The sequence below is a fragment of the Sedimentibacter sp. zth1 genome (assembly GCF_017352195.1).
GTDB lineage: Bacteria > Bacillota > Clostridia > Tissierellales > Sedimentibacteraceae > UBA1535.
The window spans coordinates 1,976,213-1,993,352 of the sequence record NZ_CP071445.1 but is presented as its reverse complement, the minus strand read 5'-3'; the positions used below and the strand labels follow the sequence as shown (position 1 = coordinate 1,993,352).

General features: G+C 30.0%; 14 protein-coding genes. 13 read left to right on the top strand and 1 reads right to left on the bottom strand.

Features of this window, described 5'->3' with window-relative positions:
* Positions 1-457: 457 nt before the first annotated feature.
* Together cls and JYG23_RS09655 are read left to right on the top strand one after the other, a co-directional pair.
* Entirely contained in the window at positions 458-1,912 is a 1,455-nt protein-coding gene (gene cls, locus JYG23_RS09660) for a cardiolipin synthase (RefSeq protein WP_242631554.1), read from the top strand.
* A 112-nt stretch (positions 1,913-2,024) separates the two neighbouring features.
* Positions 2,025-3,596: an S-layer homology domain-containing protein gene (locus JYG23_RS09655; protein ID WP_207235470.1), complete on the top strand. Its 1,572-nt coding sequence runs from the start codon at positions 2,025-2,027 to the stop codon at positions 3,594-3,596.
* 5 nt (positions 3,597-3,601) lie between these two features.
* Here the strand turns inward: JYG23_RS09655 and JYG23_RS09650 are convergent, their stop codons facing one another.
* A complete protein-coding gene (locus tag JYG23_RS09650; RefSeq protein ID WP_207235469.1) occupies positions 3,602-4,132 on the bottom strand; it encodes a biotin transporter BioY in 531 nt (176 codons plus the stop codon).
* Positions 4,133-4,331: 199 nt separating this feature from the next.
* Here JYG23_RS09650 and JYG23_RS09645 point away from each other — a divergent pair, with 199 nt between their 5' ends.
* The 11 genes from JYG23_RS09645 (at position 4,332) to rbsK (ending at position 17,126) form a co-directional block, all read left to right on the top strand.
* Entirely contained in the window at positions 4,332-5,570 is a 1,239-nt protein-coding gene (locus JYG23_RS09645; protein WP_207235468.1) for an EAL and HDOD domain-containing protein, read from the top strand.
* A 61-nt stretch (positions 5,571-5,631) separates the two neighbouring features.
* Positions 5,632-6,525, top strand: coding sequence for a diacylglycerol kinase family protein (locus JYG23_RS09640; protein WP_207235467.1), 894 nt, complete (start codon positions 5,632-5,634; stop codon positions 6,523-6,525).
* A 361-nt stretch (positions 6,526-6,886) separates the two neighbouring features.
* On the top strand, positions 6,887-8,143 hold the full coding sequence (gene murA / locus JYG23_RS09635) for a UDP-N-acetylglucosamine 1-carboxyvinyltransferase (protein ID WP_207235466.1): 1,257 nt from the start codon (positions 6,887-6,889) through the stop codon (positions 8,141-8,143).
* A gap of 155 nt (positions 8,144-8,298) precedes the next feature.
* Positions 8,299-9,000, top strand: coding sequence for a purine-nucleoside phosphorylase (gene deoD, locus JYG23_RS09630; protein ID WP_207235465.1), 702 nt, complete (start codon positions 8,299-8,301; stop codon positions 8,998-9,000).
* Position 9,001: 1 nt separating this feature from the next.
* Positions 9,002-10,396: an ADP-ribosylglycohydrolase family protein gene (locus JYG23_RS09625; RefSeq protein ID WP_207235464.1), complete on the top strand. Its 1,395-nt coding sequence runs from the start codon at positions 9,002-9,004 to the stop codon at positions 10,394-10,396.
* A 13-nt stretch (positions 10,397-10,409) separates the two neighbouring features.
* On the top strand, positions 10,410-11,561 hold the full coding sequence (locus JYG23_RS09620) for a BMP family ABC transporter substrate-binding protein (RefSeq protein ID WP_207235463.1): 1,152 nt from the start codon (positions 10,410-10,412) through the stop codon (positions 11,559-11,561).
* 108 nt (positions 11,562-11,669) lie between these two features.
* A complete protein-coding gene (locus JYG23_RS09615) occupies positions 11,670-13,226 on the top strand; it encodes an ABC transporter ATP-binding protein (protein ID WP_371818642.1) in 1,557 nt (518 codons plus the stop codon).
* On the top strand, positions 13,219-14,286 hold the full coding sequence (locus JYG23_RS09610; protein WP_207235462.1) for an ABC transporter permease: 1,068 nt from the start codon (positions 13,219-13,221) through the stop codon (positions 14,284-14,286). The genes JYG23_RS09615 and JYG23_RS09610 overlap by 8 nt, the downstream gene beginning before the upstream one ends.
* 1 nt (position 14,287) lies before the next feature.
* Complete coding sequence (locus tag JYG23_RS09605; RefSeq protein ID WP_207235461.1) at positions 14,288-15,205, top strand: ABC transporter permease; 918 nt, start codon at positions 14,288-14,290, stop codon at positions 15,203-15,205.
* Between the two features lie 99 nt (positions 15,206-15,304).
* Positions 15,305-16,249, top strand: a complete 945-nt coding sequence (locus tag JYG23_RS09600; RefSeq protein WP_207235460.1) for a nucleoside hydrolase — start codon at positions 15,305-15,307, stop codon at positions 16,247-16,249.
* A 1-nt stretch (position 16,250) separates the two neighbouring features.
* Positions 16,251-17,126, top strand: a complete 876-nt coding sequence (gene rbsK, locus JYG23_RS09595; protein WP_207235459.1) for a ribokinase — start codon at positions 16,251-16,253, stop codon at positions 17,124-17,126.
* Positions 17,127-17,140: the final 14 nt, after the last annotated feature.

Genomic DNA, 17,140 nt, shown 5'->3' with positions numbered 1-17,140 from the left:
ATTAATCATATATAAATTATCATATTTTATTGACAAAATAAAGTCTAATGATATAATAAATCAAAAGGATTTATTTATGTTAGATTATTTTAAAAAATACAGGGATGATTTTGTTTTAATATTTAGTTTATTAATTTTCTTAATAATTATCTATTTTATTTATAATTAATTTAATATAATTTTTATTTTACAAGGACTAGTTATGCGCCCATAAAAACTTATATTTTTATGGGTGTTTATTTTTATCTGTTTTAAATAGAAAGATACCAAAAAAGTATTTATTTGACAAAAAATATTAATTACAATACAATTACTTAATAATAGGTATATATTAATAATGATAAAATATTCAAATATGGTTTACATAGAGTAGATTATAGATATAATACTAATGTATAGATAAAATTAAAATATAATTAATATATTTTTAAAAATAATGTTTTGTAAGGTGATTAATATGTTTAGTGTATTTAGTTCAATTTCAGTTGCTTATTTATTAAATATAATACTTGCGATTTTTATCGTTTTTTTGGAGAGAAAAGACCCAACGGCAACGCTTGCATGGGTTTTAGTTTTGCTTGTTTTGCCTGGAGTAGGTTTTGTATTATATTTGTTATTATCACAAAATTTCAGCAGAAAAAAACTGTTTACTATGAAAATTAATGCTAGAAAAACATTTGGGGATTTTTTAAAAAAGCAACAAGATAGTGTTAATTCAAATAAACTAATTTTTATAGATAAAAACAATGAAATACATAAAGATATAATAAAAATGAATTTGTTTAGAAATCAATCGTTTTTTACTCAAGATAACAAGGTTCAAATATTTACCGATGGTAGAGAGAAGTTTGAGGAGTTTTTTAAGTGTATAGAGGGTGCTAAAGAAAGTATTCATGTAATGTATTATATTGTTAAAAATGATGATTTAGGAAAAAAACTGATAGCATTACTTGAGAAAAAAGCACAAGAGGGAGTAGAAGTTAGATTCCTTTACGATTCAATAGGAGGTAGATCTCTTAATAAAAAATCTTTAGAGGGATTGCTTAATGCTGGAGGAAAAGTAGGTAAATTTTTTTCAAGTTTGATACCACTTATAAATTTCAAAATAAACTATAGAAATCACAGAAAAATAGTAGTTATAGATGGGAAAATAGGCTTTGTTGGAGGATTCAATGTAGGAAACGAGTATCTTGGACTAAATAAGAGATTTGGTTATTGGAGGGATACACACGTTAAAATAATAGGTTCTGCTGTAATTGACTTGCAAAGAAGATTTTTCCTTGATTGGGGAAATGCAACGAAAGAGGATTTAAGTTATCAGCCTAAATATTTTCCTGAGTTAAATGTGAAAGAGGAAGAATCAGGAGCTGGAATTCAGATTGTTTCAAGTGGACCAGATGAACGAGATGAAACAATAAAGCAAAATTACGTTAAGTTAATAAGCTCAGCAAGGAAGAGCGTATTGATCCAAACACCATACTTTGCGCCCGATGAAAGTGTTATGGAAGCGCTTAGAATAGCAGCTCTTTCAGGAGTAGATGTAAATATAATGATACCTAACAAACCTGATCATTTATTTGTTCATTGGGCAACTTATTATTATGCTGGAGAGCTACTAAAATATGGTGTTAAAATTTACACATATGAAAATGGATTTTTACATGCAAAGACAGTAGTTATAGATGGTACAGTAGCATCAGTTGGAACAGCTAACTTTGACGTAAGAAGCTTCAAATTGAATTTTGAAGTTATAGCTATAATTTATGATACGGAAACAGCAGAAAAATTAGAAAAAGTATTTTATGATGATGTAAAAGTATCATTGAAACTAACTAGAGAATTATATTTACAACGAGGTATAGCAATAAAATTTAAAGAATCAATATCTAGACTATTATCTCCACTTCTTTAATTAATTAGCATATACAATAAATATAATACATTGTTACCATAAAGCGTGTGTTGAATATAGATAAATTTTATCATAAAGTTATGTATAGGAAAATACATAATGGGGAGGAAATATGATAAAAAAATATAAAATTTATTTTTATTTATTTGTATTTGCTTTATTAATAACGAATGTTAGTTTTGTCAGTGCAGAAGAGAGAGTAAATATGACATATCTGTATAAGGGAACAATGAACGATTATAAAACTTATATAGAAAAAACAAAAGATTCTGTAAATGTAATATTGCCAAATTTGTTTAATATATCAAGTACCGGAACTGTTGATTTGACCTATGTAATAGATAAACAATTTGTTGACGATATGCATAAAAAAGGTATTAAGGTTATTCCTTATATTAGCAATCATTGGGACAGAGAGCTTGCTAGAAAAGCTTTGCTAAATTATGAGGTATACATTAAAGAGTTAGTAAAAATAGTTAGTGATTATAACTTGGATGGTGTTAATATTGACATTGAAAATCTAATTGTTGAGGATAAAGATAATTTTGTTAGATTTACTAAACATTTAAGAGAGTCATTGTCATCTGGGAAAACATTGTCAGTTGCAATAGCAGCTAATCCAAGTGATTCGAAAATTGGATGGGTAGGTTCATATGACTATAAAGAATTAGACAAATATGTAGACACTTTTATTGTAATGACATATGACCAAAGCTACTATGGTTCAAAACCAGGACCAGTTGCAGGATATCATTTTGTTGAGAACAGCATAAAAACAATATTAAAATATAGTACACCAGACAAAGTTATATTAGGCGTTCCATTTTACGGAAGGTATTGGAATATTGATGAAAAAGTAGGTGGCTCAGCAATAATCAATGCTTCAGTTAAAAATGTAGCAAATGCTTTTCACGCAAAAAAATATTATGATGAATACAATAGAACACCATACTTAAAGTTTAATGTTAATAAAATACAGGCAACATATAATGTAAGCGGGAAAAAATTTACCGCAGGTAGTTACTTAATGTATTATGAAAATGATAAATCATTGAAAGAAAAGTTGATATTAGTTGAAAAATACAATCTTAAAGGTAGTGCGAGCTGGGCATTGTCACAGGAAGATACTAGTATATGGAACAATTATAAAAATTGGCTAAATGCAAGATATTATAATGATACAAATGGTTCTTGGGCAGAAGAATATATTAAAAAAGTTACAGTAAGTGGATATTTGAATGGTAGTGATATATATAGCTTTAAGCCAGATAACTATATGACAAGAGAAGAATTTGCAACAGTTATATATAGAATTCAAGGATATAGCGATATCATAGTGAACGGTATATATAAGGATGTAAAAGAAAATAGATGGTCATATAATTATATAAATACATTGTACTCATATGGAATAATGCAGGGTAATAGGAATTATTTTTATCCAAAAAAATATATAACAAGAGAAGAGGTAGCCGCTACTATATATAGAGTTTTAAAAGGAAATGAAACAGCGTATCAGAGTAAGTTTAACGATGTAACAAGTGATATGTGGTCGAGTAAATATATAGAATTTTGTGTTTCTACTTCTATATTACAAGGCTATCCTGATGGCTCTTTTAGACCAAAGGATAATATAACTAGGGCAGAGATAGCAGCATTAATAGCAAAAATAAAAGGAATTTAGATTATCTAAATTCCTTTTATTTTTTTTATTTTCAAGCATAAAATTGTTCCAACAAATATTTTTAGTGCATCACCAATTAGGAAAGGAAATACGCACATTGTTAATGAAGCAATCAAGGGATTTTTAGTAGTGTACATAAACCAAGCTGTTCCCAAAATATAACACACAATGATTCCTATAGTCATAGCTAATGGATAAAACAATTTTTTATTTGTTTTTTTAGTAGCTATCAATCCAACAACATATGCTGTAAAAATATAACCTATAATGTAACCACCTGTTGGACCTAAAATTTTTCCTACTCCACCTGTAAAACCAGAAAATACGGGTATTCCGATTAAACCTAGTAATACATAGACTATTTGGCTTAATGCGCCATAGTTTTTACCTAAGATGATACCACACATTAAAACGGACATAGGTCCCATATTAATAGGTACAGGTGTGAAAGGTAGTGGAATAGAAATTTGTGCTAGTACAGCAGTTAATGCAGCAAAAAATGAACAGATTACGATTTTTTTAGTTGATAATTTCATAGTTTCTCCTTTGTAAACCAAACATTATATATAAGTTTACAATATTATACTAAAAAGCTACAACATATGTCAAGCGTAATAAATTCAAATTCATTAAATTGTTTAAAAAATTGACACTTAAATATATTTGATATATAATTATTTATAATAAAATTTTTAAAAAACGTGATATTATATATAAAAGAAAAGAGGTTTTCCAATGCGAACTTATATTGTGCGTCAGCCAATACTGGATGAGAATCAAGAAGTATTAGGATATGAAATATTGTATCGTGAAGAGAGTGAAAACATCGAAGAAAAAAGATCAGATGTTGCGGCTGCAAATGCTATTGAAAATTTTTTAGTTGAGTTTGATAGTAATAAATTTTTAGATGGTAAAATGGCTTTTCTTACATTTACACCAAATTTGTTATTAAAGAACATTCCTAGAATATTTTCACCTCAAAAACTAGTTATTCAAATTGATGATGACACAATTATTCATCCTGCTGCGCAAAAAGTAGTGTATGAATATAGGAAAAAAGGGTACAGTGTTGCTATTAATGGTTTTGAATTTGCATTAAGGTATTTTTCAATACTGGATGTAGTTGATATAATAAAAATTGATTTTTCAAAGGTTAACGATTCTTTAGCCAACATTGTTAACATTGGAAAAAATTTCAATAAAAAAGTTATAGCTTATAATGTTAACAATGATGAAGCGTATAATTATGCTAAAAAAATCGGGTGTACATATATGCAAGGTTCATATGTTGCTGAAAAACTACCTACAGCATTACATAAGATGAATCATATGCAAAGTAACTTTTTTCAGTTAATGGTTGCGATAACAAAAGAAGAGCCTAATGTAGAGGAAATTGAAGAAATTATATCAAGGGATGTAACACTTACATATTCATTGCTTAAACTTGTAAATTCAGCATACTTTGCATTAAGGCATCAAGCTAAATCTGTTAAGCAAGCACTTATAGTTTTAGGAGTAGGACAGTTAAAGCAATGGATTTATTTATTGAGCTTTAAACAAGACGATGGAACAATGCCTAGTGAACTTATTAGGATATCATTTTTAAGAGCAAATTTTTGCTCAGAGTTATGTAACTTCGCAAATGGTATAGAGATATCGAAATCTGAAGCATATTTAATTGGTATGTTTTCAACTTTGGGTATACTGATGGAGGTATCATTAGAAAATGCATTGGATGAAGTTAATGTATCTGAATTAATTAAAAGTGCATTATTAAGCTATGAAGGTAAATGTGGTACTTTATATAAACTAGTTTTGGCTTATGAAAAGGCTGAATGGAAAGTTATGAATGAATGCGCTGAGCAACTTAATATTCCTATGAATATTATCACACAAAAATATTTTGAGTGTGTAGAATATGTTAATAACATTTGGAAAGAGTTAACTAGTGCAAATAATAATGAAAAAAGATAGTATTAAAAATTATTGGTTTGGTACTAAAAATATATATTGATTTATTAATTGAGGTGTAGTTGTGAAAAGATATAAGGTTATTTATAATCCAACTTCTGGTAAAGAAGAGGCAGCCATAAAGGCCTTTCAAATGTCTAGAGTCATCATGGAAAGCGAAGATATTGAGTTTACTTTTTATGCTACCAAATGCAAAAATGATGCAATGACAAAAGCAAAAGAAGCATGTAATGAAGGTTACGATATGATAATTTCTTGCGGTGGAGATGGAACTGTACATGAGGTAGTCAATGGTATAATGCAAAGCGAAAACAAAACTAAGCTAGCGATTATGGCTTCAGGAACTGTTAATGATTTTGCTGAACAATTAAAAATACCTAGAACTTATGACAAATTTGCTGCTATGGTTAAAAATGCAAAGTCTAAAAAAGTGGATATAGGTAAAATAAATGATGAATATTTTGTAAATGTTGTTTGTGGTGGAAGTTTTACTAACATACCTCATACAGTCACAATAGAGGAGAAAACACTATTTGGAAGATATGCATATTATTTTCATGCACTCTTCGAGTTACCTGAGCAATTAAACAAAACATATAAAATAAAATATACAGTAGATGAAAAAGTTTTTGAAATGAATAGCCACTTGTTTATTATAAATAATACGCTTGGAGCAGGAGGATTCAAATATTTGTGTCCTGATGCAAAAGTAGATGATGGATTGTTGGATTTAGTAATTTTTGAAAAAGCAACCCATGCAGAATTAATACAAATATTTACAAAATTATTTAACGGACAACATATAAAACATAATAAGGTACACTATTTTCAAGCTAAAAACATTATAATTGAATCTGAGGATGATAGTTTAGTTGTTGATTCGGATGGAGAATTAGCTGGTAAAATGCCTATTTATGTAACATCTGATAATAAAGGACTAAATATAATAATTCCATAAAATAATTTGTATAATATTTTAAAAAACGCAAATAATATTTTTATGAGGAAAAGCGAACAAACTTTTATATAACGTCCCCCTTTATAAACTTTTGTCTTTAAGAGTTTATCCTAGACGCATCCTAAGGTAAACTTTTTAGCTTTATAGCTACATTATAGATTAACATTCTTTAATCTTAGAATTTTAGCTTTTCCTTTTTGAAACCTAAAAACACATATTATATTGTTGTAATATGTGTTTTTTTTTTAGCTAAAATTACAAAAATTATCAATTGTAAATTATTAAGAAGTTTGATAAACTATTAAATGCTCTATGTTTTAATAAATATAGTTAATGAAGATGATTTAGATTGGAGATAATCTTGGAAACAATAAAAATTAAGAAAAGTGGGCCATTACATGGGAGTATTAGAGTTAGTGGAGCTAAAAATGCCATACTACCAATATTAGCGGCTACACTTTTAACAGAAGATGAATGCATAATACATGAAATACCACAGCTAGAAGATGTTTTTGTAATGTATGAGTTGCTAGAAAATTTTGGCGCTAAAATTGAAAAAATAGATGAAAATTCAGTAAAAATACAAACGAAGAAAATAGTTAGTTGTACAGCACCATATGATTTAATCACAAAAATGAGAGCTTCATTTTTGGTAATGGGTTCTTTATTATCTAGAACTAAAAATGCTATGATATCAATGCCAGGTGGGTGTGCAATAGGGTCTAGACCTATTGATTTACATTTAAAAGGATTCTCAAGTTTAAATGTAAACATTAAATCAAATAATGGATTTATAGAAGCTAGTACAGAAGAATTAAAAGGAAATACGATATATTTAGATTTTCCTAGCGTAGGGGCAACGGAAAACATAATGATGGCGGCTTGTTTAGCTGACGGAATTACTATACTTGAAAATTCTGCAGAAGAACCGGAAATAGTTGATTTAGCTAATTTTATAAACTCTATGGGTGGTAAAATAGAAGGAGCCGGAACTGGAACAATAATTATAACAGGAGTTAAGAAGCTTCATGCGACAGAGTACACTGTTATACCAGATAGAATTGAAGCTGGAACATATATGATAGCAGCACTTGTTACTGGTGGAAAGTTAAGTATTGAAAATTTAAATGTAAATCATGTACAATCTGTAATAGCGAAACTTAAAGAAGTAGGGGCTGACATTACGGAAAAAGGAAATAGCATAACAGTAACATCAAAAGGACAATTAAAAGCGTGTGATATAAAAACTTTACCTTATCCTGGATTTCCTACAGACATGCAAGCGCAATTTATGACGTTATTGTCTATGTCTGAAGGGGTAAGTATAATAAATGAAACTATTTTTGAAAATAGATTTATGCATGTTAATGAACTTAGACGATTAGGTGCTAAAATAAAAATTGAGGCTAATAGTGCAATAATAGATGGTCCTATAACTCTTAGTGGAGCACATGTTAAGGCAACTGATTTAAGGGCGGGTGCATCTCTAATTTTGGCTGGATTGGTATCAGAAGGTGAAACTATAATATCAGATGTATATCACATAAAAAGAGGATATTCTAATATTGTGGAAAAACTTAAAAAAGTTGGTGCAAATATAGGATACTTTAATATTTAGTAAAAGTGTATTATTTACATAATAAATGTATTGAAAAATTAATAAAAATTTTAATTATACTATGTATTTTATATTGACAAAATGTAATAATACAAATATAATTTATATTTGATAAACAAATAGATAAAAAAATCACGTATATAAGGAGAAAACAAATGACAACTGCTCACAATAGTGCAAAAAATGGTGACATTGCTGAAACTGTATTATTACCTGGTGATCCTCTAAGAGCTAAGTTTATAGCTGAAAATTTTTTAGAAGATGTAACACAATTTAATAATGTAAGAAATATGTATGGATATACAGGTACATATAATGGTAAAAGAGTGTCTGTAATGGGAACTGGAATGGGTTGCCCTTCTATAGGAATCTATTCATACGAATTAATACATTTTTATGGAGTGAAAAATTTAATTAGAATAGGTTCATGTGGAGCCTTTGCTCCAAACTTAAATCTTTATGACATTGTATTAGGAATTGGAGCAAGTACAGATAGCAATTTTGCTCAACAATACGATTTGCCTGGAACTTATTCAGCGACAGCTTCTTATGAATTGCTTTCAAAAGCAAAAAATATTGCTGATGAGAATAATATTAATACAGTTGTAGGTAATATATTAACTTCAGATGTATTCTATGGAGATCAACCAGACTCGTGGAAAAAGTGGGCTAAAATGGGAGTTTTAGCAGCTGAAATGGAGAGTTATGCTTTATACTGCAATGCAGCAAGAGCTGGCGTAAATGCATTAACTATATTAACAGTTTCAGATTCAATTGTAAATCAAACTGAAACGACTCCAGAAGAGAGAGAAAAAGGATTTACAAATATGATGAAAGTAGCATTGGGGTTGGCATAATATGAAGGCTTGGGAGATTGCTTACAATATATTTTCAAATGCACAACCTAGAATACTTGACGAAGAAGATCAAACATGGAAAGCGATAAAAAAAGTATCTAAGTTTTATGATGATAATATTTCATTGGACTGGGGAAGCAACGTACCTGGTTCAGGAGCTCCAGAAAAAATCATGGTAGCTTCAATACAAGCATTAGAAAATAGGGGATATGACTTAACAAATTCTTACGAACTTTTAGATGAAGGTCTAAAAGCTCATCAAGCCAATGATTTTATAAAACTTCATAAAATTTCGGCAGAAATGAGAAATAATTTTTTAAATGCAAAAAGAGATGAAAACTCAGACTACTGGGAATACAAAATATATGATGATTTTGAGCAATATAAAAAAAGTGTTAGTTTTTCTAAAGCTGTAAATGTGGACACAACTACAGAAACATTTAGAGATAAAACAAAGGCTGCATGGTTGTCACAAATTATTGGAGCTGCTATGGGGACAATGGTCGAAGGTTATACATCAAAAAATCTTTATGCAGCATTTGGAGAGGTTAAAGAATACCTAAGAGAACCTAATACTTTTAATGATGATATAACATTTGAACTCGCTTTTTTAGATGCGTTTAAAGAAAAAGGATATAATATTACATCAAAAGATATAGCACTAGCATGGGTAGGTTTAATACCTAGTGGATGGAGTGCAGAAGAAGTTGCAATAAGAAATATTCGTGCTGGTATTATGCCGCCACAAAGTGGAACTCATAACAATCCTTTTAATGAGTGGATTGGTGCTCAAATGAGAGGTGCGATATGTGGAATGGTTGCTCCTGGTAATCCAGAACTAGCAGCAGAACTAGCTTGGAAAGATGGAAGGGTTTCACATGCAAATAACGGAATACTAGGTGAAGTATTTAATGCTATTATGGTTTCTTTAGCTTATGTTTGCGATGACGTTAAAGAAATATTAAAGACTACAATTGGTTTAATACCAGTAGATAGTGAATATTTTAGTGTTGTTGATTTTGCTTACAAGCAATGCTTAAAATTTGATGATTGGCATGATGCACTTAGTGTTTGTGAGGAAAAATATAAAAAATATAATTGGATACATTCTTATCCTAATATATGTTGCGAAATAATAGCACTTATGTATGGGGATAATGATTATGAAAAGACATTGCAAATAGTGACAATGTGTGGCATAGATGTTGATTGTAATGCCGGTATGATAATGCCAATTATAGGAATACAAAAGGGAATGTGTATCATTCCAAAAAAATTAATTCATGAAGCTTTTTATACTCTTGAAACATATATGAGAGGTTATGAGAGAATAACACTTGATGAATTAGTTGATGATACTTTATATACAATAAACAATTCGAAAACATTTAATTAGGAGGCTTTAAAAAATGAAAAAATTATTATCGGTATTATTGATAATGGCAATGGTGTTTTCTTTATCAGCATGTGGTGCTGGAGACAATGCAAAAGATAACAAAGACGCAGCAGACAACTACAAGGCAGCGTTATTATTAAACGGAAACTTAGGTGATAAATCGTTCTTTGATTCAGCTAACGAAGGATTAACTAGATTACAAGACGAATTAGGCAAAGATAAGTTCAGTTTTAAAGTTGAACAAATGGGTGCAACATCTCAAGATGAATCAAAATGGCAACCAACAATGGAAGATTATTGTGAAGATGGAAAATATGATGTAATAATCGTAGGAACATGGCAAATGGCTGAAATTTTAGCTAAAGCTGCTAAAAAATATCCAGAACAAAAATTTATATTCTTCGATGAAACATTTGATTTTGATGCATTCAAAGCTAAATTTGAAGATGGAGAAGAAGTTCCAAAAAATATTTATAATGTACTTTACAAACAAAATGAAGTATCATTTTTAGTTGGAGCTGCAGCAGCTTTAATGACTAGTGATGCTACATTAGATAAAGTAAATGCTAACGATAAAGTTATTGGATTCTTAGGTGGAATGGAAAATGCAGTTATAAAAGATTTCCTTATAGGATATATACAAGGTGCTAAATATGCAGATCCAGAAGTACAAGTTCAAACAGCTTATGTTGGAAACTTCTTTGATTCAGCTGCTGGAAAAGACTTAGCATTAACTCAGTACCAAAGTGGTGGTGTTGATGTTGGTTATAACGTTGCAGGTTCAGCTGGCTTAGGACAAATAGAAGCAGCAGTAGAAGCTGATAAATATGCATTTGGTGTTGATTCGGACCAAGCAGCTTTATTACCAGATATGGCAGCTAACATTCCTTCATCAGCTCTGAAAAATGTAGGTAATTCACTTGAAAGAGCAATTAAGTTAGATATGGAAGAAAAGCTTGAGTTTGGTGTAGCTGAAACTTTAGGATTATCTGATCAGGGTGTTGAATTGGTTAAAGGTGAACACTATGAGACAGTAGTTCCACAAAATATTAGAGATTACGTTGAACAATTAGAAAAAGATATAATTTCAGGTAAAATAGTAGTTGAAACTGCAGCTGGTAAAACAGATGAAGAAATAAAAGATATAATTGATCAATTACAATAAAAAATTAATAGTTAAGTGAGAGTAAAATCTCGCTTAACTTTAATTAATATCTAAGAACATCCAATTAAACAATATATTGGGTACTGTTGGTTGTTAATTAAGAAAGAGGTGACTCGTTTGAATAAAGTTTTACAAATGAAAAACATAATGAAAATCTATCCTAACGGTGTTGTAGCAAATGAAGATGTTAATTTTGAACTTGAAGAGGGAGAGATACATGCTTTGCTAGGAGAAAATGGCGCGGGTAAAAGTACGCTTATGAAAGTCATATTTGGTATTGAAGCACCTACTCAGGGTCGTATTTTGCTTAATGGAGAAGAAGTAACAATAAAATCTTCACAGGATGCAATTAGTAAAGGAATTGGAATGGTACATCAACATTTTATGTTAGTACCTTCATTGACAGTTGCTGAGAATATAGTTTTAGGTGTAGAGCCTAAAAAAGCTGGAATATTTTTGGATATGAATAAAGCAATAAAATTATCCGAAGAAATAGCAAAAAAATACAACTTTGACATTGATGTAACAGCAAAAATTGAGGAATTACCTGTTGGGTTTAAACAGAGAGTGGAAATATTGAAAGCATTATACAGAGGAGCAAAAATATTAATACTTGATGAGCCTACAGCAGTTCTTACACCACAGGAAACTGATGAATTGTTTATTCAGCTAAAAAAATTAAAAGAATTAGGACATACGATGATATTTATATCGCACAAGTTAGATGAAATAAAATCTATATGTGATAGGGCTACTATAATGAGAAATGGCAGAAGCAAGGGAACATATTCTGTTAAGGATATTTCAACTGATGAAATGTCAAAATTAATGGTAGGTAGAGATGTTGTACTTAAATTTGACAAGAATCCACCTAAATTAGGTGAATTAGCTATGAAAGTTAGAAACCTAACTATAAAAGGCTCTACTGGTAAGGTTAGAGTAGATAATTTATCTTTTGATATAAAATGTGGTGAAATTTTAGGTATAGCTGGTGTAGAAGGTAATGGACAGGGACACTTGATAGAGGTTTTAACTGGATTGAATAAATTGTATAACGGTAAAATAGAAATATTTGGAAATGATGTGGAAAAGTTAAATATAAAACAGATTAGAGATTTGAAACTTGCGCATATACCTGAAGATAGAATGACACTTGGATGTGCAAAAAATATGAGTATAACGGATAATATGTTTTCAAATCAATATCAATCAGATGAGTTTTCAGGTAAAGTAATGCTTAAATCAAAAAAAATTGAAGAAAAATCAAATGATTTAATCAAAGAATACTTAGTGAAAACTAGTTCAAATAAGCAAAGTGTAGCAATGTTATCTGGAGGTAATATACAGAAAGTTGTTGTTGCAAGAGAACTTTCTACAAATCCAAGAATTATAATAGCGAACCAACCAACTCGTGGTATAGACGTAGGAGCTATAGAGTTTATTAGACATAGAATTGTAAAGTTTAGAGATGAAGGATGTGCTATAATTCTTATTTCCGCAGATTTAAATGAAGTATTTGAATTAAGCGATAGATTAGCGGTTATGTATAAAGGAAAATTTTCAGGTATGTTTACAGATGTGAAAAATGTTACTGAAGAGGAACTTGGAAAATATATGCTTGGACTAAAAAAAGACGATAATTTGGAGGGAGCAATCTATGAGTAATACAACAAAATTTAATGTGTTTAGAACAGCTGTTGCTATTATAATTGCTTTGGCTATTTCTTTTGGGATTATACTGTTGGTAAGTGAAGAGCCAGTCACAGCTATATTAAAACTAATAACTGGTCCACTTCAAAAATCAAGATATTTTGGCAATGTTATAGAAGCAATGATACCTCTTATATTTACAGGTGTTGGAGTAAGCATAATGTTTACTGCTAATCAAATAAACCTTGCTGGTGAAGGTTCTTTTCATATAGGTGGATTAGTGGCATCAGTTATAGCAATTTATGTTACTTTACCTTTAGGATTACACCCAATAGTTTGTATATTGTTAGCTGGGTTAGCAGGTTCTGTAGTTACATTGATACCTGCATTGATGAAAGTAAAAACAAATGCAGATGAATTGGTTTCATCACTTATGATTAACTATTTGGTTTTGTTTTTTTGTAATTTTATTCTGTTAAAGGTTATAAGAGATCCAGTAACAGGAGCAGGTTCATATTTATTGCCAAAAAGTGCAAGCTTAAGTGTTATATTTAGTGGTACTAGAATTCATACAGGATTGATTTTAGCAATATTAGTTGCGTTACTTGGATACTTATTCTTGTACAAGACAAAGATAGGTTATGAAATAAGGTTAACTGGAGAAAATGAAAAATTTGCAAAATACTCGGGGATAAATGTTGTAAAGGTTGTTTTGATTTCTCAGTTAGTAGGTGGATTTATTTGTGGTATAGGCGGTGGTGTTGAAATCCTTAATCCCATTTATGACAGATTTACTTGGGCAGGATTACTTGGATACGGTTGGGATGCCATAATTATTTTAACTTTAGCTAAAAAAAATCCATTATATGTACCAGTATCAGCTTTTTTCTTGGCGTACCTAAGAACTGGTGCATCTATTATGGCTAGAGCGACAGACGTAAGTGCTGAAATTGTTTTAATAATACAAGGCATTATAATTGTTTTAATAGTAGCAAATCAATTTTTAAGTAAATATAAAAATAAAATGATAGAAAAAGAAGCTAAAAAGAATTTGAATATAAAGGAGGCTGAATAATATGTTGGATGCGATTTTATCTCCAGAATTCTTTTCTTCAATTTTAAGATTAACAACTCCAATTTTGTTTGCAACACTAGCAGCAACAATTGCTGCAAAATCAGGTATAATCAATATGGCATTGGAAGGCATTATGCTGTTTTGTGCATTGTTTGGAGTTATATTTAGCTCATTAACAGGTAGTGCATGGCTAGGTTTGCTTTTAACACTAATAGCAGGTGGATTAATTGGATATATATTGGCTTTCTTTGTACTAAAGTTAAAAACAGACGAGATTATAGCTGCAATAGCTATAAATCTTATAGCGGCAGGAGGTACAGTTTTACTTATGTTGGCATTCTCTGGAGACAGAGGTAACTCTGCATCTATTATAAGCTTCCAAACACCAAGAATAAATATTGTAGGTCTTGGAAAAATACCTTTTTTAGGAGAGGTATTATCAAACCATAATATATTAACATATTTTTCTTTGATAAGTGTTGTGATTTTACATTTCCTTATATATAAAACACCACTTGGATTAAAAATTAGAGCGGTTGGAGAAAATAAAGATGCTGCTGAATCAGTTGGTATTAGTTCTCAAAAAGTTCAATTTATTGCTTTGATAATAAGTGGAGTTTTAGCAGCTGCGGGAGGATTTTTCCTTTCAGGCGGATACATGACTAAATTTACTACAAATATGACAGCAGGAAGAGGATATATTGCACTTGCAGCTAGCTCAATGGGTGGGAACACACCGATAGGTGGATTATTAGTTTCTATTATATTCGGTACAGCTCAGGCACTTGCTAATGCAATGCAGTTGTCAACATTACCATCTGAACTTGTTCAAATGTTGCCTTATCTTGTTACAATAGTCGGATTAGGCTTTTACAGTTACAGACTTAAGAAAAAGCATGAGAGATTAAGTGGTAAATAAATTATAAATTGTAAAGTAAATTAGCACATAATATACTATAAATTAGTTATATTATGTGCTATATTAATATAGAATACTACGTAACTTGGAGGAAAAATGATGAAAAAAAATATAATAATTGACTGTGATCCCGGTATAGATGATGCAGTTGCTATAACACTTGCAATTGCAAATGAAGATAAGTTGAATATACTCGGTATAACAACAGTTACGGGAAACCAAAGTATTGAAAAAGTTACAAATAATGCACTAAAACTAGTTTCATTTTTAAATAGAGATATTAAAGTTGCAAAAGGTGTAGATATGCCGCTTATTAGAGAAAAGCATGTTGCAGAAGGTGTACATGGAACAACAGGTATGGGTAATTATGCATTACCAGAAACTAATAGTACTGTAGTAAAAGAAAACGCAGTAGAATTTTTAAAAAATACGATATTAAATTCTAAAGATAAAATCACACTTGTTCCTATAGGACCTTTAACAAATATAGCACTTTTATTTAAGGTATACCCAGAAGTTAAAGAAAATATTGATGAAATAGTATTGATGGGTGGTGCTATAAATGGAGGTAATATTACATCAACTGGTGAATTTAATATTTGGGCAGATCCTGAAGCAGCACAAATTGTATTTAAATCAGGTGTAAAAATAGTTATGAATGGATTAGATGTAACTCATAGTACAGGATTATATATGAATGATGTTCAAGAATTATTGAAATCGGATAAAAAAGTATCAAATATGTGTGGTCAAATACTTGAATTTTATTTTCGAGGTGACCATGTAAAAGAGCATACTTTTACACCAATACATGATGCAAGTGCAATAATGTACTTAATTCACGAGGAACTTTATAATTATAGGTACATGCCAGTAAATGTTGACTTATCAGAAAGCTTCAATAGAGGTATGACTGTTGGTGATAACAGGGAGTGGATAAAGTATGATGAAACATACCCTAAGGTATTAATGGGTGTTGACACAGAAAAATTCAGACAATATTTGTTAGAATCAATATATAAATTAGATGAGGAAATTAAATAATATGAATAAAATAGTAGTTGTAGGAAGTATAAATACCGATTTAGTGTTCACCTCTAATAAAAGACCTAATTCAGGTGAAACAATATTTGGAAATGATTTTAAAACAATACCCGGAGGGAAAGGTGCTAATCAAGCTGTTGCAGCAAGTAAACTTAATGCACAAGTTATAATGATTGGATGTGTAGGAAATGATTTAAACGGAGATTTTTCTATAGAAAACTTTAAAAAGGTAAATGTTAATACATCATGTATAAAAAGAGTTGATTCGCATACAGGAGTTGCGAATATAGTTGTTGCAGAAAATGACAATAGTATTATTGTTGTGCCGGGAGCTAATTATAAAATAACAAAATCAATGATAGATGAATACAAGGCTGTGATACTTAGTGCTGATATAGTATTACTCCAACTAGAAATTCCGTTAGAGGTTGTAGAATATACTTTGAATTTATGTGATGAAAATAACATAAAAACAGTTCTAAATCCAGCCCCAGCAATTAAGTTAAGTAATGAGACTATTGCTAAATCAACATTTTTAACACCTAATGAGCATGAGTGTAAAACAATACTCGGATTAGATAAGGATGTTGATATTGTGGAAATAATCAAGCAATTTCCTAACAAGTTGTTGATAACACTAGGAGAAAAAGGAGTAATGTATTTTGACGGTGAAAATGTTGTAACAATACCTGCTTATAAAGTAAAAGCAATTGATACAACAGGAGCTGGTGATACATTTAATGGAGCTTTTGCTAGAGCCATTGTAAACAATTTTAGTATTAAAGATGCTATAAATTTTGCTAACAAAGCATCATCGATATCTGTCACAAAATTTGGTGCTCAAGGTGGAATGCCTATACTTGATCAAATAGATTAATATTAATTTTACAC